Source organism: Aporhodopirellula sallentina SM41 (genome assembly GCF_000346505.1).
Lineage (GTDB): Bacteria > Planctomycetota > Planctomycetia > Pirellulales > Pirellulaceae > Rhodopirellula > Rhodopirellula sallentina.
The window spans coordinates 1-21863 of sequence record NZ_ANOH01000156.1 but is presented as its reverse complement, the minus strand read 5'-3'; the positions used below and the strand labels follow the sequence as shown (position 1 = coordinate 21863).

Below are 21863 nucleotides of genomic sequence, written 5' to 3'. Positions count from 1 at the left end.
GCCGTCAGCGAGCTTCGCGCCCCCCCAAATCAAACCGCCCTTCAATTCAGCCAACTCAAACCACTACGAGACCGCTGCCGATTCGGCTTCCCGTTTGATCCCACGTACCATTCGTGGGAAAACGAAAAAGTGGAGCGGCCAGACCGAGTACCAATACGCGAGCCCGAGCAGCCCACGAGGGCGGAACCGCGCCGTCTGAACCAATTGACTCTTTCCCTCCGATGTCGGCTCGACTCGAAATTCCAACTCGGCTTCCCCGGGCAGTTTCATCTCAGCGTGCAGCCTCAACCATCGGCCACGTTCGTACCCGTTCACTCGCCAGAAATCGACCGCCTCGCCATAGCTCAATTCGTCCGGATGACGGCGGCCACGCCTCAGCCCCGGCCCGCCGACGCACTTGTCGAGCAATCCACGCAGCCACCACAGCCAATCGGCACCCCAGTAACCGGACTGGCCACCGATCCGGCTCACCGACGCGAACGTCTGCTCCGCACTCGCGTCCACTTCCGCCGTTTGCACATCGTCGAACACCGTACCGCCCGACCACTCCGGATCGCCCGGCATCTCTCCAGCGGTCGACCACCGTGTTTCGATGTCACCGTCTTTCAGTTTCCCGATCGCCGCATTGATCGCCTCCTCGACTCCGAAAAGAGGGCCGGGCATCAATTTTTGAGCGTCGTCGTTGCGGCAAACCGTGCGGTTCCGCAACCCTTCGGCGAGCGGCCGTGCAATGCTCGCGTTGACCGGCGTCACCAACGAAATCCACGCCGAACTCAAACGCGGCGTCAGCACCGGGACGGGCAAAATCACACGCTTCGTCAAACCCAACGACCGAGCCATGATCTGCATCAGTTTCTGATACGTGAAAACGTCACGCCCTCCGATATCGATCGTGCGTCCTGCCGTCTCAGGGTTGTCCAAACACTCCACGAGATACCGCAGCACGTCACGAATCGCGATCGGCTGCGTTTCCATCTTGACCCATTTCGGCGTGATCATGATCGGCAATCGCTCAACCAAGTAGCGCAGGATCTCGAACGATGCGGAACCGGATCCGATAATCATCGCGGCACGAAAAACGGTTGTCTCCGCTGAACTGTCTCGCAAAATATCCGCGACCTCGCCACGGCTGCGCAAGTGCATGCTTAGATTCGGACCGAGTTCACCGAGCCCGCCCAAATACATCACGCGGCGGCAACTGCTACCTTTGAGTGCCTCAACAAACGTATTGGCGAGTTCACGATCACGCCGCGCGTAGTCGCCACCGGCACTGATCATCGCATGCACGAGATAGTACGCTGCCTGTACGTCCCGCAGGGCTGACTTAACGCCCTCGAGGTCGTCGAGGTTGCCTTCAATAATCTCCAACCGTTCGTGATCGCACCACGCAAACGCCTGCATCTTCTTCGGACTGCGAACCAAACAGCGGACCCGGTAGCCTTTGTCGAGCAACTTCGGCACGAGACGTCCACCGACATAACCGGTTGCACCGCAAACGAGGATCCGATCATGTTGTTCGTTCGTCACGAGACACCCCGCCGTTGTATCGGTAATACCAAGAACCACCTTAACAATTCATCCGCCCGTTTGCCGTTCGCCACTCGCCGCGATCAACGCAAGCCTACCGTGGTGGATCTTGTTAAAGATCCTTGTTTAGAATCCTCACGCAGCAGGATCCTTAATGGAATCAATTACCAACTCCGCAGGAGTATTAGCGACGGTCAACCGGAAGGATAGACGTTCATTTCGATCGTTACCGCCTCGCTCGCGAGCATTCTCGCCTTCTCATCCCGCGCGATCGGATTCCGGATATAATCAGCAGCCAACGCGACGCAACCCGTCGCGGTTCCCACCCATTCCCCTCTCGCCGATCCCTCCTTTTCCAGGAATCCTGCCCCGATGCTGCGAAACCCCGCCCCACGGTTGCTGACGTTCTGCTTGGTCGCTTTCTTCACCTCGAACCTGTCGCCCGCCAAAGTAGCCGCCGACACCACCAACATTCTCTTCCTCGCCGGAGGACGTTCTCACGCGTCAGGTGAACACGAATTTCGTGCCGGTTGCATGCTGCTCGCCAAGGCCCTGAACGAACAGAGCGGATTGGACGTGAAGGCGACCGTCATCAGCGGTTGGCCCGAGGATTCGTCGGCATTCAATGACGTCGACGCGGTCGTGATCTATTCCGACGGAACCAAGGTCATCCGCCATGGTTGGGACCGGGCCGATCAACTCGCCAAATCCGGCGTCGGTCTGATGTTCATGCACTACGCCGTTCACCCGAGTCCCAAAGAAGGCGAGCAGTACTTTCGCCCGTGGATCGGCGGGGCGATGGAAACCGGTTGGTCGGTGAACCCACACTGGGTCGCGGATCTGAAAGTGCTGCCCGAACATCCGATCTCCAACGGCATCGACAACCTCGTGCCCGCCTACGATGAGTTCTACTACAACATGCGTTTTCAAAAAGATCGCGGAGCGGTGTACGACCTCGTCACTGCCGTCCCGACACGGGAGCGACTCAAACGGGTGATCAATCTTTGGAACCAACACGGCGTCGACGGAATCGGAAAACGTCAAACGCTCATGTGGGGCATCGAACGTGAAGACGGCGGCCGCGGAGTCGGCTTCACCGGCGGCCACTATCACCGCAACTGGGCGGTGGATGATTATCGAAAAATCGTTCTCAACGCGATCGTTTGGGTCGCCGGTGCGGAAGTCCCCGCCGACGGCGTAGTGTCCGAACCGGTCACCGTAGAGGCTCTTAACGCGAACCTGGACAAGTACCCGACCGAGAACCCGGTCATCGCCCTTCCCAACATTGAAGACTACAAAAACCTTCCGCCCGCAACGAATGTCTCGATGGACGACTACAACAACGCTAAATCCACACGGCAGAAGCGTTCTCAGAAAGCGAAAGCAAAATCGTAGTAGTCACCAAGACGAAATCGATCACTCTCTCGATCGTCATCGTCATCGTCATCGCCAACGAAGACACCGTTCGGGAATTCTCTCAATACAAAGCAACCAGTTGTCATGAGAAATCTCACCGAGAAAACCGTCTTCGTTAGTGGCTCGACCAAAGGGATCGGCAACGCGATCGCCGCACGCTGCGTGCAGGAAGGGGCTCGCGTTATCGTCCACAGCCGTTCGCAATCGGGGGCGGTGGAGGCACAAAATCAAATCGGCGCCGCCGGCGCCGTTTGGGGCGATCTATCCGATGCCGGTGGAACCAACCAAGTCCTCGACCAGCTCTCTGGATATTCCGCGGTCGATGTATTGATCAACAACGCGGGCGTGTTCAGCGTCGAGGACTTCTTCCAACTCACCGATGACGTTTGGCTAGACTACTTCCAAACCAACGTGATGAGCATGGTGAGGCTTTGCCGCGCCTTGATGCCGGCGATGCTCGAACGCGACTCAGGTGTGATCATCAACGTCGCCAGCGAAGCGGCCTTCAAACCGTTGCCGCAGATGGTTCACTATTCGATGACCAAAGCCGCCATGTTGTCGATTTCCCGAGGCATCGCGGAACTGACCAAGGGCAGCAACGTTTGCGTCAACACGCTGATGCCCGGCCCCACCTGGACCGACGGCGTCGAGAAATACTTCGAAGGCCTCGCCAAACAAGAAGGCCGCCCGCTCGAAGAGGTGCTCGGCAGCTACTTCCGCGAACACGAACCGACTTCACTGATCCAACGTTTCGTCAAAGTCGACGAGGTCGCCGACGCGGCGATCTTCCTCGCCCAAAACACCGCCGTCAACGGCAGTTCGCTGCGGGTCGAAGGTGGAATCATTCGCTCGATTTGACGCGGTCGACACCTTGCCCGACACGCTCTGTAGATCAGAATAGGGGACCACCTCGATCGCCCTCCCACAGAGCCCTCCCATGAACAAGCTGCCGTCGTCGCTGATTCTCGTCTTCGCGTTTTTCGCCTCCGCAATCCTCGGCCCCGCCGTCCTAAGCGATTCCGCTCATGCGGCAGATCGTCCCAACGTGATCTACATCTTGGCGGACGATCTCGGGTACGGCGACCTGAGCTGCTACGGCCAAACGCACTTCGAAACGCCGAACATCGACGCTCTCGCCAAACGCGGGATGAAGTTCACGCAGCACTATTCCGGCAGCACCGTTTGCGCGCCTTCGCGTTGTGCCCTGTTAACCGGAAAGCACCCCGGACACGCCGCCGTGCGAGGCAATGCGGAGATCATGCCCGAAGGCCAACAACCGATGCCTGCGGATACCTTCACGATGGCACATATGTTTCAAAACGCCGGCTACACGACTGGGTTGTTCGGCAAATGGGGACTCGGTGCGCCCGGCACCGTCAGCGAACCGCTCAAGATGGGGTTCGACCGCTTCTATGGATACAACTGCCAACGCCAGGCCCACCATTACTACCCATACTTCCTTTGGAATGACAACCAACGTGAAATGTTGTGGGGAAACTTCGGATTGGAAACGGACGACTACGCACCGTATCTAATTCAAGATCAAACGCTCGATTTTGTGGAGGCCAACAAAGATCAACCGTTCTTCTGCTTCTACGCCCTCGTGCAACCGCACGCCGAGATGTTTGCACCGGAAGAAGTGATGGCGAAATACCGCGGCAAGTTCCTTCCGGAAAGCACCTACGAAGGAGTCGACTCGGGACCGCGTTTTCGCAAGTCCGCATACGGTTCCCAATCCGAAGCTCACGCCGCCTTTGCCGCGATGGTGGAAATCATGGATGAAGACGTCGGCGAACTCGTCGCCAAGTTGGAAGAACTCGGCATCGCAGACAACACGTTGATCATCTTTACATCCGACAACGGACCACACACCGAAGGCGGTCACGACCCGCGATTCTTCAACTCCAACGGTTCACAACGGGGATTCAAACGAGACCTCTACGAAGGCGGCATTCACGTTCCAATGATTGCGACATGGCCGGGCAAAATTCCCGCCGGCACGACCTCCGACCATCTCTCCGCGTTCTGGGATGTGTTGCCCACCGTCGCTGAAATCACCGGGCAACCGACCCCAGAGAACATCGACGGCGTCTCGTTCCTGCCAACGTTGCTAAACCAAGGCGAACAACGCGAACACGATTATCTGTACTGGGAATTTCACGAGTGGAAAGGACGTATTGCAATTCGCCGCGGTAAATGGAAAGCGGTCCGGTACAACGTGGCGATCAATCCCAATTCACCCGTTGAACTTTATGACCTGTCGAAGGACCCCGCCGAAAAAAACAACGTTGCCTCGCAGTACCCGGAGATCGCAGCGGAACTCACCGAACTGATCAAATCCGCTCGCACCGAATCCCCGATCCCCAAGTTCAATTTCCCGGGCAAACGGTAGCCCCGCCGCACGCTGGCGAAGGCCCCCCACGCGCTAACTTTGGCCACCCGAGTCCTCCCGAACTGCTATGATTCAACGTTCGAATCATGGTCACCACACGACGACCGCAACGCGGCCAGCAGTCGGGGGAAACGAGTTGAATATCAAACGCATCGCGTACCACGCCGTCCTCTTTTCCATAATGCTCGTGGGCCCGCACGCGATTTCCCCGCGTGCGAACGCGCAGCAAAGGATTGGACAGGATTCAACCGGCGCCGAATATCGCCACTGGACGACCAGCGACGGGACACGCAGCGGCGTCCGGCTGAAACTGCTGCATGACGACGGCTCGCGCGTTCAACTGCAACGCGAAGACAACTCCAAATTGGTGGTCATGCCGCACTCCCGCCTATCGAGTGCCGATCAACGATATCTCAAAGACCTGCGTGACGCGCCGCCAACAGTCACCTCACCCGCCGCAACCGACTCGCCCCGCGGCGTAAACGATTGGCCGCAGTGGCGTGGACCAAACCGCGATGGCAAAAGTTTAGAAACCGGCCTGCCGCAACAATGGCCCCCCTCGGGACCTCGCTTGTTGTGGAACGTCACCGGGATCGGCGAAGGTTATTCCACGCCCGCTGTCGTCGGCGACGTCGTCTACGTCCTGGGAACTCGCGGGAACGAGGAGTTCGTATTCGCACGATCCGTGTCCGACGGGAGTCCCGTTTGGGAATCCAGCATCGGTCCCAAAGGCAGCGGCGGCGGATTCCCTGGACCCAAGGGGACACCCACGCTTTCCGATGGGAAACTGTTTGCGATCGGCAGCTCGGGTATTCTTGTGAGCGTCAACGTGAACGACGGTTCGCTTAATTGGAAGAAGAACTTCAAACGAGACTTCGGCGGCCAACACGGTCACTGGGAATACGCCGAATCCCCGCTCCTCGATGGCGACAAACTCATCTGCACCCCAGGCGGACAAAACGCGAGTCTCGTTGCGTTGCGAAAGGACACCGGCAGTCCCGTTTGGCAATCACCGGTTGGCCGCACCATGGGCGGCAGTTTTTCCCAGGCCGCCTACGCATCGACCATCTCCGCAAACCTCGGCGGCACCCCACAATACATCGCGTTCCTTCATGGGGGTGTCGTCGGTGTTGACGCCGCACGCGGCACACCACTCTGGCACTATGATGCCCCCGCCAACGACACCGCCAACTGCTCCACCCCGATCGTGTTTGGCAACAGCGTCTTTGCGGCGAGCGCCTACGGAACCGGAGGAGGTCGTGCCGACGTGCAAAAGCGCGGACGCAATTGGAACGTCAACGAAGCCTACTTCGTCAACAAGATGGAGAGCCACCACGGCGGATTCATTCTTCACGACGGACACATCTACGGAACCAACAACAGCGTGCTGCTGTGCATCGATTGGAACTCCGGACAGATCCGATGGCAAAACCGATGCGTCGGCAAAGGATCCGTCACGTACGCCGATGGACATCTTTACGTGCGAGGCGAACGAGGCGACGTCGCGCTGGTCGAAGCCATCCCCGACGCCTACCGAGAAAAAGGACGTTTCAGCCAACCCGACCGCAGCGACAAAAACGCCTGGGCACACCCAGTAATCTCCGCCGGCCGCCTCTACCTCCGAGACCACGACCGCATGTTGTGCTACCAACTCAAATAGCCACGAATTCCCGCCAACGAGCACGCGACAGAAAAACGCCTGCGTTCAGCGACTGTTCGATATTTGGCTCGGCTTCGATACCGGGGCGCTAGTCATTCTCACGGAATGAACTCTCGTTTTCGCGTGAATCTGAGAATCCATTCATGCGAGACAAAAACTAGTATTCCACTGCAGCGCGGCTTTCGGGTGGAAGTGTAGTAGATGACGCAAGGAATCCCCTCGCATGACTAGCGCATCAAAGACTCGTCGACTCGTCCACTACCCGAAAATCAAGTTGACATGAAGTACGGATCTACGACAGCAGTTCTGTTCGCAGTTCGATGGATCGCGACTAGCCCGCAAGCAAATTTCATTTGTAATCTATCCAAACGCATATCAGCCGATCGGCGTTAGCCGCGGTTCACACGACTCAACCGAGACCAACAATCGCCGGCAAATCAAATTGCCGACGTATTCACAGACCACCTTAGTTGACGCCTGTCCTCCGCGTTTATTCCAGATCGAGTCCCACTAAGACGGGATCGTGATCCGATGAGCGGAATGCGTCGGGCTGGTAGTAGGGTTTTGGATTGAATTCGAGGTTGTAGTCCAGGAACTTGGGCTCGCTCGAATTGATGTGCCAGATCGCTGTGTTGCTCACCATCGAGGCTAACTCAGGCGTCGCAAACGCGTGGTCGAGACAACCGGCCCGGCCGTAATAGACGTAGCTATACGGCTTCTCCTCACTGGAATGCGTGTGAACGAGATCGATCAATCCTGCCGCACGGAGAGTGTCGATCGGATCCTCCTGCGAGTAGGCGTTCAAATCGCCCAAGATGAGCAGGTTCACCGCACCATGCTTTTGTTGCAGAGCCGCAACATACTCGACGAGTGCCTCGGCTTGCTTGCGTCGAGACGCGTTATTCGCCCCCTGGCCGTCTTTCATATCGCGGTCCGCCCCTTTGGCCCCGCGTGAGCCTTTCGACTTGAAATGGTTGACGACAACGGTAAAGCGAGTCTTTTCGCCAACGCGATGGAACGTTTGCACGAGCGGCGTTCTTGCATCGTAGAATGCAGGATCGACTACCATCTGCACGCTATCCACGGGTTTAACACGATCACGACGGTAGATGATTCCGACTCGAATCGCGTTGCCTCCTCCCGGTGCATCACTCAACCCGTCCGGACGTCCAACACCTTGGTAGGGCGTGCCTTCGACATCGCGATTGAGCGCCGCGACGAGTCTTTTTTCGACGCCCGGTTTGTTTTCCATCTCCATCAACCCGATCACGTCCGCGTCCAACGCGTTCAACGCCGAGACGAGTTTTGCTTCTTGGCGTTGGAACTCCTCCGCGTTGTCGGCTCCACGTGCCTGGTTGCGTCCGTTGTCGATCGTGGTGAAGTAATTCAACACGTTGAAACTAGCAATCTTCACATCACACTCGCCCAGATCCGGGACCGCCGGACGCTCGGCATATTCAATGTCGAGGTTTCCGGAAGGCATCACCATGAACCGACCGCGTACGTTGGTGACGATACCGGTCAGATTCTTGATACGGGTCCCCACCCGCAGCGTCCGCGTTCCGTTGGAGTTCTCGGTTGCATTGAGCAAGTACAGACTCTCAGGATTCTCCTTCGCACTGCCATCGTCGAGAACGATCGATCGGTTTCGAGATAGATCGTCGAATGCATTCACGGCCGCCACGTTACTGTCACCCGCCGTGGAAACGCCTGCAGGGTCAGCATCGTTTGGATCAATCATTTCCGTGGCGACGTAAAGCCGTTCGTTTGCGGATAGCGTGACCTGCCCGTATCGAGCGAGATCATGAGTGTCCGTCACGATCATGTCATCGGTGAACCGAACCAACCTGCCGTCCAAACTCTTCCAATCGATTTCGCGGCCATCGAAAGTCAACTCGTGTGGCCTCGCCGAGGCGATCTTTCCGTCATTGCGAACCGCAACGCTTCCTTCCGAAACATCGGGCTTCAATTGAGGACGTTCGCCGGCCCGAACCAACACACCTTTGACGTGAATATGATCGCCGACCGATACCGCTTCGGACCGATCGATGCGAAGAAACATCGTCGACGAATCTCCCGCGTCTTTCGCGTCCGCATCCTGGAGGTAGACGCCGCCCAATTGATCAGGCCCGCGATAATCGGCGACGACCACTCCGCAAACTTCGACCGTCTTGCCGACAAACGCTCGCGACGCTTTTTCATCCCGTACCTGGGAAATGGACAGCAACATCGGCCCCGCCCCGGGCCCCGTATCCGAGGCGTTGCATCCGCCCAACGATACAGGAACCAGCGACAGCACGATCGAAAGGCAAAACAACCAGGAGTTCTTCACGATCAACAGTTCTATTGGTTCGAGAATGATGAATGGAGACGGCGGGGACCGATACGAATCTCCGCATCGATCGCGCGAGCAACGGAGCCCCTCCGGACACAACTTCCAAAGTCGTCCCCCGATGGAAACTCTTGATGGGAGCAGGCGTTCCTCTAACGCGATCATACCCGAACACGCCGGGATCATCAGCGGTGCTGGTTGCCTTTCGTGTCACGGTGTGACCGACAGTGCGACGTCTGTTTGACAACAAACGCCGATCCTTCTGATTCACAAAGACCTCGAGAACATCAAGATTTCGCGAAGATGATTTCATAAAGATGAAGGTAATTTCACAAAGATACTGTGCGACGATTTTGCAGCGTCATCCGCGTGTGTTCGGGTCGCGTCTGACAAAACAGCCCTCTCGAGGTACTTAGTGGCACGATCAAATTGAACGCGACGCCCCACGATGCCAATCACGATGTCGGTTGACCAATTATGATGTTTCAGTTCTTTGACCGACCGAACTTTTTTCCCACTCGACTATCGTTTTCCCACTCGACTATCGGAGTCACGACGTGCACCACGCATTGCTGCCGCTACTGATCGTTTACATGGCGACCGCCGTCGGTTGCCAACCCGCCACGGTCGATGATACGCCAACGACAGAACACGCGGCGCAACCCCGCCCGATCGAACCTACGAATCCCGTGTCGCTATTTAGCGAAACACTCGAATCCGAACTGAAACGCGGCCAAACCGAAGTCGCCGATACGCAGATTACCTCCCCGGTGCAACCGCAGGACGACTCGACTCAATCCACGAAAGACGAAGCGTCCACTGATAGCGTCTCTCAAATCGACGCCTCGAAAAAGGCCGGCCCCAAAGACGACACCCCCGCTCTCGGAAAAGCCGTCGCAGCTTCTGAACCCTCGGCACCTGCTGCGCAACCACGCGTTGCACATGAAGATCTCGATGCGACGTTGTGGATGCAAACTTCCGCCGAGTACTACGCAACCTGCCGCCAAGCCTACCGGATTGCTGAAGAGCAACTTGCGACCGCGATCAACGTCCCAACCTGGTCCGCTGATCTCGTCCAACAAGCCGAACTTGCTGGCCACGAGCCCGCGGAAACGAACCTGCCGACGGCGGTCATCCTCGACATCGATGAGACCGTCTTGGACAACTCCCCCTACCAATCCCGCCGCATCCACGAGCACGGTGGCTTTACACCCGAGTCGTGGGAAACGTGGGTGAGAGAAGCTCGAGCGGAAGCGGTGCCGGGGGTCCGTGAGTTTTTGCAAATGGCCGCAGACGCGGGCGTCGAAGTGTTCTTTGTCACCAATCGCGAAAACTCGGTCGAACATGCAACCCGGCGGAACCTCGAACAACTCGGTTTGATCGAATCGGATGCGATCGACCGTATCTTGAGCAAACGGGAACGCGACGAATGGACATCGGACAAAGCAACACGTCGCGCCCACATCGCCAAACGGTATCGAATTCTCTTGTTGATCGGCGACGACCTCAACGATTTCCTCTCGATCGGCGAAAAGCCTACCTCACAGGCCCGCCGCAACCTCGCGGCAGAACATGGCGACATGTGGGGCGTGAAGTGGATCCAGCTTCCTAATGCAAACTACGGCGGTTGGGAAAGATCGATCTACGATTGGGAAGACGCCGCAGACGACGCCGTCAAACTGCAACGCAAATACGATGCACTGCAAGACGCAAAAGAAGAAAGCATTCCAAAACCAAAAGTCCGTAGCTAGATTCGCCAACAAAGTAGGCCGGATCAAGGAGCCCTGAGACGCAGCTCCGGCAACCACGCGATACGTTCTGCCGGGACGTCGCTTCGCTTGGTCCGGCCTACAAATCAGCCTCGAACCCATTCCCACGTAGCTAAATTCGCCAAAAATTCAAAACACCGCAATTTGGTACGAAATCGGCCAACCCTCGCCAACACCACTCCAACAAGTAGGCCGGATCAAGGAGCCCTGCGACGCAGCTCCGGCAACCGCGCGATACGTTTTGCCGGAACAGCGCTTCGCTTGGTCCGGCCTACAATCAGACCGTAAACTGCGATTATCGTTCGCCGCGCAAACGCACGACAACCAACTAATCCCGTTCCACCATGATCAGCTACAAACCGCTGAGATACTGCTCTTTATTCCCCAACTTTGCGAGGCGTCTCAGTTCCGCCCGCGAGCGGAAGTAGAACAACATGATCGTGGTTGCGAGCACGCCGCCAAACGCCATTCCTGCCCCCTTGGCGCCATAGTTCACACCGAGCCATGCGGTCGCCGCGAGCAGAACCACGTTGGCTGCCGCCGTCACGATCAGAACGTAGACGCTCATGCCGCGGTAGTGCAGAAAGATCGGCGACAGTGAGAAGAACGTCCACGCCGAAGCACCGATCGATACGAAAAGCAACGCCGAGTAGGCGTCTTGGAATTCTTCGCCGTACAAACTCAAAATTCGTTTTCCGAACAACCAAATCACCAACAGAAACGCTGCACAGGCCGACCCGATCAGGTAGTAGCGTTTGGTCCGGATTTTCATCCCAGTCTCCCAGTCCGCTTCAGCGAGCACGATCGACATCTGTGGCTGAAACAGCTTGTCGGTCGATTTCGCGAGCAACAAGATCAAACACCCCGTGTCCAAAGCCGCCGCTAAGTGAGCAACCTCCATTGCCTCCACTGGCAGAGCCTCCATCACCAGCACGCTGATGCGAAACAGCGCCGTCGCGAACAAAGCTGACATCGCAAAGTAGATGCAGTACCGCAACCAACTGCGAAAGTGATAGGAAGGCTTCGTCGAGAAGTATTGCTTGGGCGAACTGCTTATGAACACCGTGATCGCCAAGATCGCTCCCACAACCGCCCCGCTGCCGTACATCACCACCATCGTGGACACCGAAACATCCATGCCGACGAAGCCTGCGACGGCGAGCAACACGAGTGTGATTCCCGGAACGATCACCCGAGCGATTACGGCACCTCCGACCGCCACGCGGTTTGCCATCACGAAATCAATGCCCACACCGCTGAACGCGGCAAACGGCAAGAATAGCATCGCCACAGCGAGCGGCTTGCTCGTCGCGACTCCTTGAGAAAAGAACGACCATCCGATCACCGACGCCGACAAACCGCCACTGACCACCAACAGCGTCACCAAGCCGTACCGCCAATAGCCTGACGCCAGCGAATATTCGCCGGAGACTTCATAGCCCGGCAGCACCTTCAGCGCGTTCTTGCCGACTCCCATCTCCGCGATCGATGACATCACGCCGAGCGTCGCAACCGCAACCGCGTACTGCTCAAAACCGATCGGACCGAGCGCTCGGGCAGCAAAGATCGATGTGGCATACCCCAAACCGACGCCGATGAACGTCAGCACGACCAACGTGACGGCAACCTTCGGTTCGCTATCTAACTCGGTATGAGGTTTCGTCGACACGACGGGTCACATGCTCAGCGATGGATCGGTTCGGGATGGATCGGCCAGTCATCCGGCACCTCCGCTCATTCCCACCGCATCCTGAACGGAAGCAGCAGGACGATCGATCAACGTGGTGCGGGAACGGGTACAGAATTACCTATGGTAAACGTACACCTCATGCCACGCCCGCGTCGCCATCGTTGAGAAACGAAGCCCCCCGACACAACGAATTCGTACTCACCGCCTCTACAACAGTCCCAACCGATTCACGCGATAGACTCGATCGGGCAAACGACGGTGACTCAATCAGCCGACGGGTGATCGCAGCACGCGATAGAGACACGCCGGCGGAAGCAACGCCGGCGTGGACTAAGCCTCTTCCGGAGGCGGAGCGAGTTTGGCGGTGACGAGGTACATCACCGGAGCGAGAACGAGCACCACCGCCGTGCTGAGTGCGAGCCCGAACGTCAGGCTGGTCGCCATCGGCGAGACGACCTGCGCCTCTTTTGACCGTTCCAACAGAATCGGCATCATCCCGGCACACGTGGTTACCGACGTCAGTAAAACGGCGCGAAAACGTCGGCGACCTCCATCAATGATCGCTTCGTGCAACGGCAGTCCGTCGGCAACGCGCCGATTGATAAAATCAACCAACACGATCGAATCGTTCACAACGACGCCCGCCAACGCCACAATCCCAAAGATACTGAACAACGTCAGATCAATATCCATCACGATGTGTCCGACAATCGCACCGATGAAACCGAACGGGATAATCGAGAGGATCAAGATCGCCTGCCAGCTCGAATTGAACTGAATCGTTAACAGCAAAAACATCGCCCCGAGTACGAACAAGAACCCGAGCGTCAACGAGTTCACCGTCTCCTCGGTTTGCTCCTGTTGTCCCGCCCACTGCAACTCAACGCCCGGGAACTCCTGCTCGAACTGAGGGACAAAATTCGCCTTCAAATCGGCAACGACGTTGAACGCATTGCCACGGGTTTCATCCACGTCCGCGACCACACCGATGCTCCGCATTTGGTTGACGCGGCGGATTTCGGAATACCCCCGCTGCACGTCCACTTCCGCAACTTCCGATAGCGGACGTTCGACCCGTTCGGCACCACGAATACGAATGTCATTGAAACTGACCAACGTGTTGCGTTCCTCACGAGGATAGCGAACCCGCAGCGGCACCTCATGTCGCCCTCGCTGCAACCGCATGACTTCCTCGCCGTAGTACGACGCACGCACGGTCCCTGCAACGTCTGCGAGCGAAATGCCCATCGCCTTGGCATCATCGCGAACCTTGATGCGGTATTCCCATTTGCCTTGCCGCGTGTCCGTTGCGATATCGGAAACGTACGGGTACTCCGCGAGCTTCGCTTTGCAGCGCGCGATCGCCGCGTCGAGTTGAGCGAGATTGTCTCCGGTCGCCATTAAACGCATTTCAATCGGCAACGACGCCGGTCCGCGAGGCGTGGCACCGAACGCGACAGCTTCCGCACCCGGGAAACGCCCAGACTCTTCGCGCCACATCTGCACGATTTCGTTACTCGAAACCGTACGTTCACCGATGTCATTGAGCTGCACAAACAGTCCACCGACATGACTCGATATCGACGTGCCGACTTCGTCACCGGAAGATCCAACCGTTCGCTGGACCGCTTTGACTAAGCCATCCGGATCCGGTGTCAGTTTCTCGTCGATCGAACGTTGGTTGACCCGCCAAATTGCCGCCTCGAGTCGTTTCGTCGCGGCGTCGGTCACCTCGACCGGCGTTCCATCCGGGTACGTCACCTGAACCGTGATGAAACCAAAATCGATCTTGGGAAGCAGCAGGAACGGAACCATGCCCGATCGCACCACACCGACCGACAGGATCAACAAACCCGCGAGCGTCGACAACACGATCGCCGGATTTCGCAGCGACCAACGCAGCGTCGGCGTGTACAACCGGTCGATCACCCACGCGAGCAACCGCGACATGCCCGCGTTGGCAAACTCCATCAACTTGCCAATCGGCCGCAACGGATACAGCAGATACCCCAACACGTCGAGAAAACGACTCCGCCGGTGCGAAAGGTGTGAAGGCAAGATCGTCAGACTTTCGAACATCGAAATGATCAGCATCGCCCCCACGCACATCGGCAACACGACCGTCAACCGTTTGATGCGGCCTTCCATATACATGATCGGCGCGAACGCGATCACCGTTGTCAGAATCGCCGTGATCACCGAAGGCATCACCTCATACGCACCGTCGATCGCCGCGTCCCGGTAGCTTTTCCCTTTCTCACGATGCGCATAAATGTTTTCGCCCACGACAATCGCATCATCCACCACGATGCCCAACGCGATCAGAAACGCAAACATCGATGTCATGTTCAGCGTTTGGCCACCAAAGTACATGTAGAGGCACGCACCGAGCAGCGAAATCGGAATGCCGAGCATCACCCACCACGCCAACCGCATCTCGAGAAACAGAGCGAGGACGATGAAGACGAGTGCCAACCCCATCCACGCGTTCTTGCTGAGCAGTTCGAGCCGGTTCTTCACGCTCGTCGATCGATCACGCATCGCGATCATCGTGTAGCCGTCGGGGAGGTTGCCCTTTTCGCGTTCCACGTATTCGCGGACCTCTTCGGAAACCTTGATCAAATCATCCGCGCTGGTCGTTTCCACCGAAACGAGAACCGCAGGCTGCCCGTTGACTTCATTGACACTGCCATCGACCGAAAACTCGTCGCGAACTCGACCGAGATCGCCAACCGTCAACACCGCCCCGCCCGGTTCGCTGACCAACGGGATGTCTTCGATGCCTTCGCCCACGGTGCTCTTGTCGCTGCCGCGAAGCAAGATTTCCTGCGACCGGCCACGCAACGTTCCACCGGGCATTTCCACGTTGTTCGCGCGGACAATATCGGCAACGCTCTGCAGCGACAGGTTGTACTCGCGCAACGTCTGTTCGGGGATCTCGATATCGATCTGGTAGTCGGGCGTACCGACCAGGTCCGCAACCGAAACCGATGGCAACGCCAAAACTTGGCTGCGGACACGTTCGGCAACCCGACGCAGCGCCAACGACGCCTCCGCCCGAGCCTCGTCGGCATCCCAGTTCTGTAATTCCTGTTCCTCTTCTGAGCTCGAACTGTTTTCGCTCGCAGAGTCTGGCACCTTGGGCCCCATCACCGCGACGCGTATCGCGGTCACGAAGTTTGTCTTCAGCCGAATGTCGGGCTTCTCCGCCAACTCCGGAAAGCTAGGGATTTGGCCGATCAACGTGGTCACCTCCGTCAGCACACGCTGTGCATCGTCCTGATTTGCGTCCGGATCGAGTTCTAACGTGACACTGCCGAGCCCCTCGCGTGCCGAAGACGTCATCTCTTCGATGCCGTCTACCGTTCGCACCGCTTCCTCGATCTTCTCGAGGATCCCCTCTTCGATTTCATCCGGGCTCGCACCAGGATAAACGACCGAGACGTTCAGCACGTACAGTTCGAAATCGGGCCAAAAATCGCGACGTAATTTGGTCAGGCAGAACGCGCCCAGCAACAGCACGCCAACCATGATGACGTTCATCGCCTGCCAATTCTTGACGGCCCATGCGATCAGTTGTTTCATCCGTCCACCTTCGCAGTGGAACCGGATCGCAGGTCGACCGATTCAACATGCCCGTGCGTCAATGTAGTCGCTGGCGACGATGCTCCCGTCGCGGCATTGGGCGATTGAGACGTGGGATCTTGCGGTAGCGTACCGACCGGCATCCCCTCGGTCGGATCGCTGATCGGCGAGACAATCACGCCGGCTGTCTCGATCGATTTCGTCGCGTCCGGCTCCGTCGCCAACTCCACGATCACCGATCGCCCCGCACGGCTGACCAAGGTGACAGGCACAATATTTAGTTTCCCGTCCACGTTCAGCCAAACGCGGTCTCCGGGCCGGATCGCGTTCTCGGAAACCTGATACAACGACCGATCAGGGTCCGCTGCGATCGACACGCCCACGAACAGCCCACGGGTCAACCGCCGAGATTCGGTCGATGACTGAGCCGACTCGGGAACGTCGACGCGAAACAAACACGGATACGTCCGAGTCGTCGGTTCAATCCCCGCTCCGTCGATTCGTTCGAGAACCGCAGGCCAACTGAACTCTTCTGCCCCAAACTCACTGGTGATCGTTGCCGGGACGCGTGGGATCGGACCGCCCGTTTGCAGAGGATCGTTGACGGCCCCGCGACTGCTCCAAATCCAAATCATCTGATCCGCGGTCAGGTTGGCTCGCACCTCGACCGCCGAGATGCCTTCGATCGTCACGAAGTCGGTACCGGTCGAAACAAACGATTGTTCTTCCACGGTAGAGGACACCACGATCCCGCGAATCGGTGAACGAACCGTGCAACGTTTCAAATCCAACTCGGCGCGTTTGAGCGCCGCCGCGGTGAGCGCCTGCTTGTCGACGATCAACTGCTTCGCCGCCGTCAACTCACGACGACGGTTCTGCAATTCGACGAGGGCAGCACGGGCCGACAATTCGGCTCGCCGGGCGACGTCGACTTCCGATGCCGAAGCCGCTTGCCGGTTGACCAACGATCCGATCCGTTGCCGCTCTTCACCCGCGATCAGCAACTGCTGCTCAGCGAGCACGGTGAGTTGCTTCGTGTTCTCGATGCCGACGTCCGCCGCGATCAATTCCGACTCTTCCTGGGCCGCCTGAGCTCGCAAACGCTCGACTTCGATTTCATATTCGACCGGATCCAAACGGATCAAGACTTCGTCCCGATCGACAATCCGTCCGGCACGCAAATTGGGAGACTGCTCGATGATTCGCCCCGCGACCTCTGTGGCGAGTTTGATCTCTCGCAGCGGCACGACCACGCCGTTGGCCTGAATCTCGACCGTCCCCTGATGTGGAACGAGTGCCTCCGTGGTTACGACGGTAACCGCGGCCTTCTTCGGCTTCGTACGCTGCGGTCTTTTGCGTTCTCCTAAAAACGTGTAACCGAAAAGGCACGCGGCCAGCACCGCGACGGAAACCACGACGTTGACCACCACGCTCGCGATGCTCCTCGGCGGCGACGCGTCGCTTTGCGGCATCTCGGCGGTCGCGGGCGACGGCGGCGGATCCTGAGCATCCGATTCGGATTCTGTGGGCATACTTCGGCGGGGGTACAGGAAAAAATGACGGAGCGAGCGACTTTCCATTCGCTGCTAGCACGACGAAACGCGGTCGGCCGCGATCGCAGACGCAACTTCTACGCTCATATTGAACCCAATATAAGCTGCAAGGTTTCGGGGCGCCATTGTAGTTTGTCCAAATCGAATCACATTTAGTGATCAGCCGGCAAACGGAATGCGATCCGCACCGTATCGACGCAAACGCAACGCTTCGGCAAGGTCGGAGCTGCGTACTTCAGAGCGAAACATCGGTGGCCACGCGGCCGTTACTGAACAACCGCTCAGACGAAACGCAATGCTCGCGAGAAGTCACGGTTGCCCAGCACCGCAGTGGGCCAGAACAACCGTAGAAAAATGCACCCCGCGCGACGCCAATTTTCTAGCGACAATCGCTTCTCTGACTGCTAAGGTGAACGTGCGTCAGCGATCGCGATGCAAGGGGCAACAACCGCGATCAACACGCAACGCTCATCCGTTTCACCAATCGTCGCTTTTCCATCCGAAGATTCGCTAGCTTCCGTCCGGAGACGTGGCTTTTTTGCTCGGCCGACTTTGCCCAACCATCGGGAGTTCTCGGCAAACCAGTCACCATCGCGGATTGTCAGTTATCATCGCGGTTTGGAAATCGAACGATCCGTTACACCCCGAACGCGATCCAAGGCGGACATTCGGATCGCTCATCGGACGACAACGGTGCCGACGTACTCCGGTGCAGCGGAACGATGCGCGAAACAGTGTTGACGGCGGTGCATCATTGAATGCTTGCGTGTGGGACCGATCAGCAGATATTCTCGGAGTCCACGCAAGATCGCAATGTTGATAGTGGCAATGTTCGCGCCGACATGCCCATTATCTACCTTATCGTTAGCCAGCCACGTCCCATTTCAGATCGCCTAAAACCACTTTCTTTATCCATGAATGATCTCGCTCCCACCGACCTGAACGTGACCTCGTCGAAAATTCGTTCGTTGGACATTCATTTGTTGGCGCAGCTTTTCGAACAAGCTCCCGACGTCGCGTTTTTTGTGAAAGACATGGAGGGGCGATATCTCGCCGTGAACACATCGCTCGCTCAACGACACGGGCTCGAGAACAGCGAAGACGCAATCGGCAAACGCCCTCGCGACATCTGCGTTGGCCGATTCGGTCTTGTTCCGACCGACCAGGATTCCGAGGTTTTGCAAACGGCACGCCCGTTGGTCGATCACCTCGAAATGCAGTGGCACCTGCCGCACGAACCCGTGTGGTGCTTGACCACCAAACTCCCGGTCGTCGATGACGAGGGCAACGTCATCGGCCTCGTCGGTTTCTCCCGCGACGTGCGGACTCCTGTTGAAAACCATGAGATCCCCGAAGAATTCGCCGCCGCCTTGGAATACTTCGAAGAGAACCTTACTGAGTTCAACACGCCTTCCGCTCTGGCCGAACGGTCGAATCTTTCACTACAACGTTTGGCGCGTCTGACCAAACGATTGTTTGGTCTCACACCGAGTCAGTTTATCAGCAAGACACGAATCGCCGTCGCGTCGCGATTGCTATACGAAACGGACAAACCAATTTCGGAAATCGCACTAACAAGTGGCTTTTATGACCAAAGCGCTTTCACACGTGCGTTCCGCATCGCAACCGGCGTAACACCAACGGAATATCGCAAACAAGCTAGACAAGCCGACTGAGGCTGATCACGCGGTGTGCGCATTTTCCTGCTAGTAAGTGCTTTTGATCCAAGCTAGCCGGTGCACCGGAAGACTATGATCATTGCTCGCACTTACAGCTATGCAATGCCCCATTTCGCGGATCACCTTATGAAAATTGCACGCATCTTCGCGCATCGTGTCGAATTGCCGTTGGTAGAAGGAACCTATCGCTGGAACAACGGCAACTCCGTATCGGTCTTTGACAGCACACTCGTTGGTGTGGAAACCGATACCGGCTTGATCGGATACGGCGAAGTTTGCCCGTTGGGACCATGTTACCTCCCTGCTTACGCCGACGGTGTCCGATGTGGCTTGCGTGAACTCGCTCCGCACTTGATCGGTGCAGATCCGTTGGAACTGACCAAACTGAATGTCCTCATGGACTCGTCTCTCAACGGACACCCATACGTTAAGAGCGCCGTTGACATCGCGTGTTGGGACTTGCTCGGCAAGGCATGCGACCTTCCCGTCTGCACGTTGATGGGCGGTCGTTACGGCGACAGCGTTCGTCTGTATCGTGCGATCACGCAACTGCCGCCCGATGAAATGGCCAGCAACGTTGCGAAGTACAGCAGTGAAGGCTACACCCGATTCCAACTCAAAGTCGGTGGCGACCCGGACACCGATATCGAACGTATCCACGCCGCCCGCAGCGTGATCGCCCCGAGCGACCGATTGGTTGCCGATGCGAACACCGGATGGACCCAACACGAAGCCCAACGGGTCGTCAACGCCGTGCGTGACCTCGACGTCTACATCGAGCAACCCTGCCTGTCGTACGAACAATGTCTCGCCGTTCGCCGCAACACGACGCTTCCGTTCGCCCTCGATGAAAACATCGACAGCCTCGCGATGTTAATGCGGGCCAACCGCGACCTCGCGATGGACATCGTCAACATCAAGATCAGCAAATTTGGTGGTCTTACAAAAGCGAAACAAGCCCGCGACCTTTGTGTTTCGCTCGGGATCGCGATGACGATCGAAGACAGCTGGGGTGGCGATGTGACGACCGCGGCGATTGCCCACTTGGCACACAGCACACCAGAAGAGTTTCGTTTCACGAGCACCGATTTCAACAGCTACAACACCGTTTGCAACGCAACCGGTGCCCCGAAACGGGAAAACGGCTTCATGAAAGCGAGCGAAGCCCCAGGTCTCGGAATCACACCGATTGTCGACGCAATCGGGCCTGTAGTCTGGGAAGTCTCCGCCAGCAGCCAGGCATCTACCAACGGCCGCCACGGAACCGATACCCCGCCAATTCCCAACCCGCACATCAACTCGGTGACTCACACCGTCTAAGACGGAGCGAACATTCAAAACCTGCCCGAAGAATCACCAACGTTTCGGGTAGGCGGTAGTGGATCTTGCTAAAGATCCTCACACAGCAGGATCTTCAACAAGATCACTACCCAACCCCAAAAGCTGACGCAAACGCCAAGCAGCGTTTGCCAAAATTGATGTAGCCGATGTCGTCAAACTTCGGTGGAGTGACGCCAAGGCCACCGCGACTCCTGAGGCCCCAGCCTCTGGGACCGGACACGTCAAATTTCACAACGCACTAACACGACGCGACGGAAAGCGTGACACCCATACGCTTCCACTTCTTCTCTTCCGCGGTCGTGCGAACCGATCCTCAGCCAATGACATCTGCAATGCATGACGTATTGGCTTGACGTGATTGCCCCCCAGGAACGCCACGCTTTCTGTGTTTGCAAGCTTGCACTATGCCGCTCGCGTTGCGACTCCACATTCCTGCGCACACCTAGAACTGCGCATCAAATAGATCGCTGCCGTTACGTCCCTCCTAACGATTACGACATGACTCGCGTCTGTGCGCAATTTCGCTGTCGAATGAACATTCTTTCCAATAACCGCTTCGACGCCACCTCTATAGTCGAAATCCTGTGTTGTGAATGATTGGTGAAGCTTTCATCGAACTTTTGTTCTACCGAGGAACCAATCGCGAGCTCGTCGTCATTATCCACCCCTTAGAGGCGTGAGCATCGCATTCATCCTGCAATCCCCCATCGAACTTCATCATTCGAAGCAGATGCCTAACCATTCATTCGCACGCATCATAGTCGACTTGCGTCTCGGAACATTCGCTCTACGAACCCGAACGCCGGTCCACATTTTTCACTTATTACAAGGTGCGTCATGAAAAGAAGAAAGCGGAACGCGTTCACTCTCGTTGAACTACTCGTGGTGATCGCGATTATCGGAGTCCTCGTGGGCCTCC

At 57.3% G+C, this 21863-nt stretch carries 13 protein-coding genes; 8 read left to right on the top strand and 5 right to left on the bottom strand.

What is annotated here, in order from left to right; genetic code table 11:
• Window positions 1–63: 63 nt before the first annotated feature.
• Window positions 64–1566, bottom strand: a complete 1503-nt coding sequence (locus RSSM_RS10300; RefSeq protein WP_236621063.1) for an SDR family oxidoreductase — start codon at window positions 1564–1566, stop codon at window positions 64–66.
• Between the two features lie 333 nt (window positions 1567–1899).
• Here RSSM_RS10300 and RSSM_RS10295 point away from each other — a divergent pair, with 333 nt between their 5' ends.
• The 4 genes from RSSM_RS10295 (at window position 1900) to RSSM_RS10280 (ending at window position 6995) form a co-directional block, all read left to right on the top strand.
• Entirely contained in the window at window positions 1900–2922 is a 1023-nt protein-coding gene (locus tag RSSM_RS10295) for a ThuA domain-containing protein (RefSeq protein WP_008677642.1), read from the top strand.
• Window positions 2923–3027: 105 nt separating this feature from the next.
• A complete protein-coding gene (locus RSSM_RS10290) occupies window positions 3028–3801 on the top strand; it encodes an SDR family NAD(P)-dependent oxidoreductase (protein ID WP_008677640.1) in 774 nt (257 codons plus the stop codon).
• A gap of 79 nt (window positions 3802–3880) precedes the next feature.
• Window positions 3881–5335, top strand: coding sequence for an arylsulfatase (locus RSSM_RS10285; RefSeq protein ID WP_008677635.1), 1455 nt, complete (start codon window positions 3881–3883; stop codon window positions 5333–5335).
• 67 nt (window positions 5336–5402) lie between these two features.
• Window positions 5403–6995: a PQQ-like beta-propeller repeat protein gene (locus RSSM_RS10280; protein ID WP_008677634.1), complete on the top strand. Its 1593-nt coding sequence runs from the start codon at window positions 5403–5405 to the stop codon at window positions 6993–6995.
• Window positions 6996–7485: 490 nt separating this feature from the next.
• Here RSSM_RS10280 and RSSM_RS10275 read toward each other — a convergent pair whose 3' ends face one another.
• Entirely contained in the window at window positions 7486–9327 is a 1842-nt protein-coding gene (locus RSSM_RS10275; protein ID WP_236621062.1) for an ExeM/NucH family extracellular endonuclease, read from the bottom strand.
• A gap of 557 nt (window positions 9328–9884) precedes the next feature.
• Between RSSM_RS10275 and RSSM_RS10265 the strand changes: the two genes are divergently transcribed.
• Window positions 9885–11078: a 5'-nucleotidase, lipoprotein e(P4) family gene (locus RSSM_RS10265; RefSeq protein ID WP_008677630.1), complete on the top strand. Its 1194-nt coding sequence runs from the start codon at window positions 9885–9887 to the stop codon at window positions 11076–11078.
• 370 nt (window positions 11079–11448) lie between these two features.
• Here RSSM_RS10265 and RSSM_RS10260 read toward each other — a convergent pair whose 3' ends face one another.
• The 3 genes from RSSM_RS10260 to RSSM_RS10250 all read right to left on the bottom strand — a co-directional run bounded on the left by RSSM_RS10260 (window position 11449) and on the right by RSSM_RS10250 (window position 17903).
• Window positions 11449–12765: a lipopolysaccharide biosynthesis protein gene (locus tag RSSM_RS10260; protein WP_008677627.1), complete on the bottom strand. Its 1317-nt coding sequence runs from the start codon at window positions 12763–12765 to the stop codon at window positions 11449–11451.
• Between the two features lie 351 nt (window positions 12766–13116).
• Window positions 13117–16371 carry an efflux RND transporter permease subunit gene (locus RSSM_RS10255; protein WP_008677623.1) on the bottom strand — a complete coding sequence of 1085 codons (3255 nt, stop codon included), beginning with the start codon at window positions 16369–16371 and terminating at the stop codon, window positions 13117–13119.
• The gene (locus RSSM_RS10250) at window positions 16368–17903 is read right to left on the bottom strand and encodes an efflux RND transporter periplasmic adaptor subunit (RefSeq protein ID WP_008677621.1); all 1536 of its coding nucleotides are present in this window, start codon (window positions 17901–17903) and stop codon (window positions 16368–16370) included. The genes RSSM_RS10255 and RSSM_RS10250 overlap by 4 nt, the downstream gene beginning before the upstream one ends.
• Before the next feature lie 935 nt (window positions 17904–18838).
• Between RSSM_RS10250 and RSSM_RS10235 the strand changes: the two genes are divergently transcribed.
• The 3 genes from RSSM_RS10235 to RSSM_RS32405 all read left to right on the top strand — a co-directional run.
• Entirely contained in the window at window positions 18839–19600 is a 762-nt protein-coding gene (locus RSSM_RS10235; protein WP_008677615.1) for an AraC family transcriptional regulator, read from the top strand.
• Window positions 19601–19729: 129 nt separating this feature from the next.
• On the top strand, window positions 19730–20923 hold the full coding sequence (locus tag RSSM_RS10230) for a cis-3-hydroxy-L-proline dehydratase (RefSeq protein ID WP_085979993.1): 1194 nt from the start codon (window positions 19730–19732) through the stop codon (window positions 20921–20923).
• 858 nt (window positions 20924–21781) lie between these two features.
• The coding region (locus RSSM_RS32405; RefSeq protein ID WP_144059712.1) for a type IV pilin protein at window positions 21782–21863 on the top strand (82 nt) is incomplete at its 3' end.

Excerpts from the sequence above, each read along its gene's own strand:
- RSSM_RS10295 (WP_008677642.1), top strand. The coding sequence starts at position 1,900 with ATGCTGCGAAACCCCGCCCCACGGTTGCTGACGTTCTGCTTGGTCGCT.
- RSSM_RS10290 (WP_008677640.1), top strand. The coding sequence starts at position 3,028 with ATGAGAAATCTCACCGAGAAAACCGTCTTCGTTAGTGGCTCGACCAAA.
- RSSM_RS10285 (WP_008677635.1), top strand. The coding sequence starts at position 3,881 with ATGAACAAGCTGCCGTCGTCGCTGATTCTCGTCTTCGCGTTTTTCGCC.
- RSSM_RS10280 (WP_008677634.1), top strand. The coding sequence starts at position 5,403 with ATGATTCAACGTTCGAATCATGGTCACCACACGACGACCGCAACGCGG.
- RSSM_RS10255 (WP_008677623.1), bottom strand. The coding sequence starts at position 16,371 with ATGAAACAACTGATCGCATGGGCCGTCAAGAATTGGCAGGCGATGAAC.
- RSSM_RS10250 (WP_008677621.1), bottom strand. The coding sequence starts at position 17,903 with ATGCCCACAGAATCCGAATCGGATGCTCAGGATCCGCCGCCGTCGCCC.
- RSSM_RS10235 (WP_008677615.1), top strand. The coding sequence starts at position 18,839 with ATGAATGATCTCGCTCCCACCGACCTGAACGTGACCTCGTCGAAAATT.
- RSSM_RS10230 (WP_085979993.1), top strand. The coding sequence starts at position 19,730 with ATGAAAATTGCACGCATCTTCGCGCATCGTGTCGAATTGCCGTTGGTA.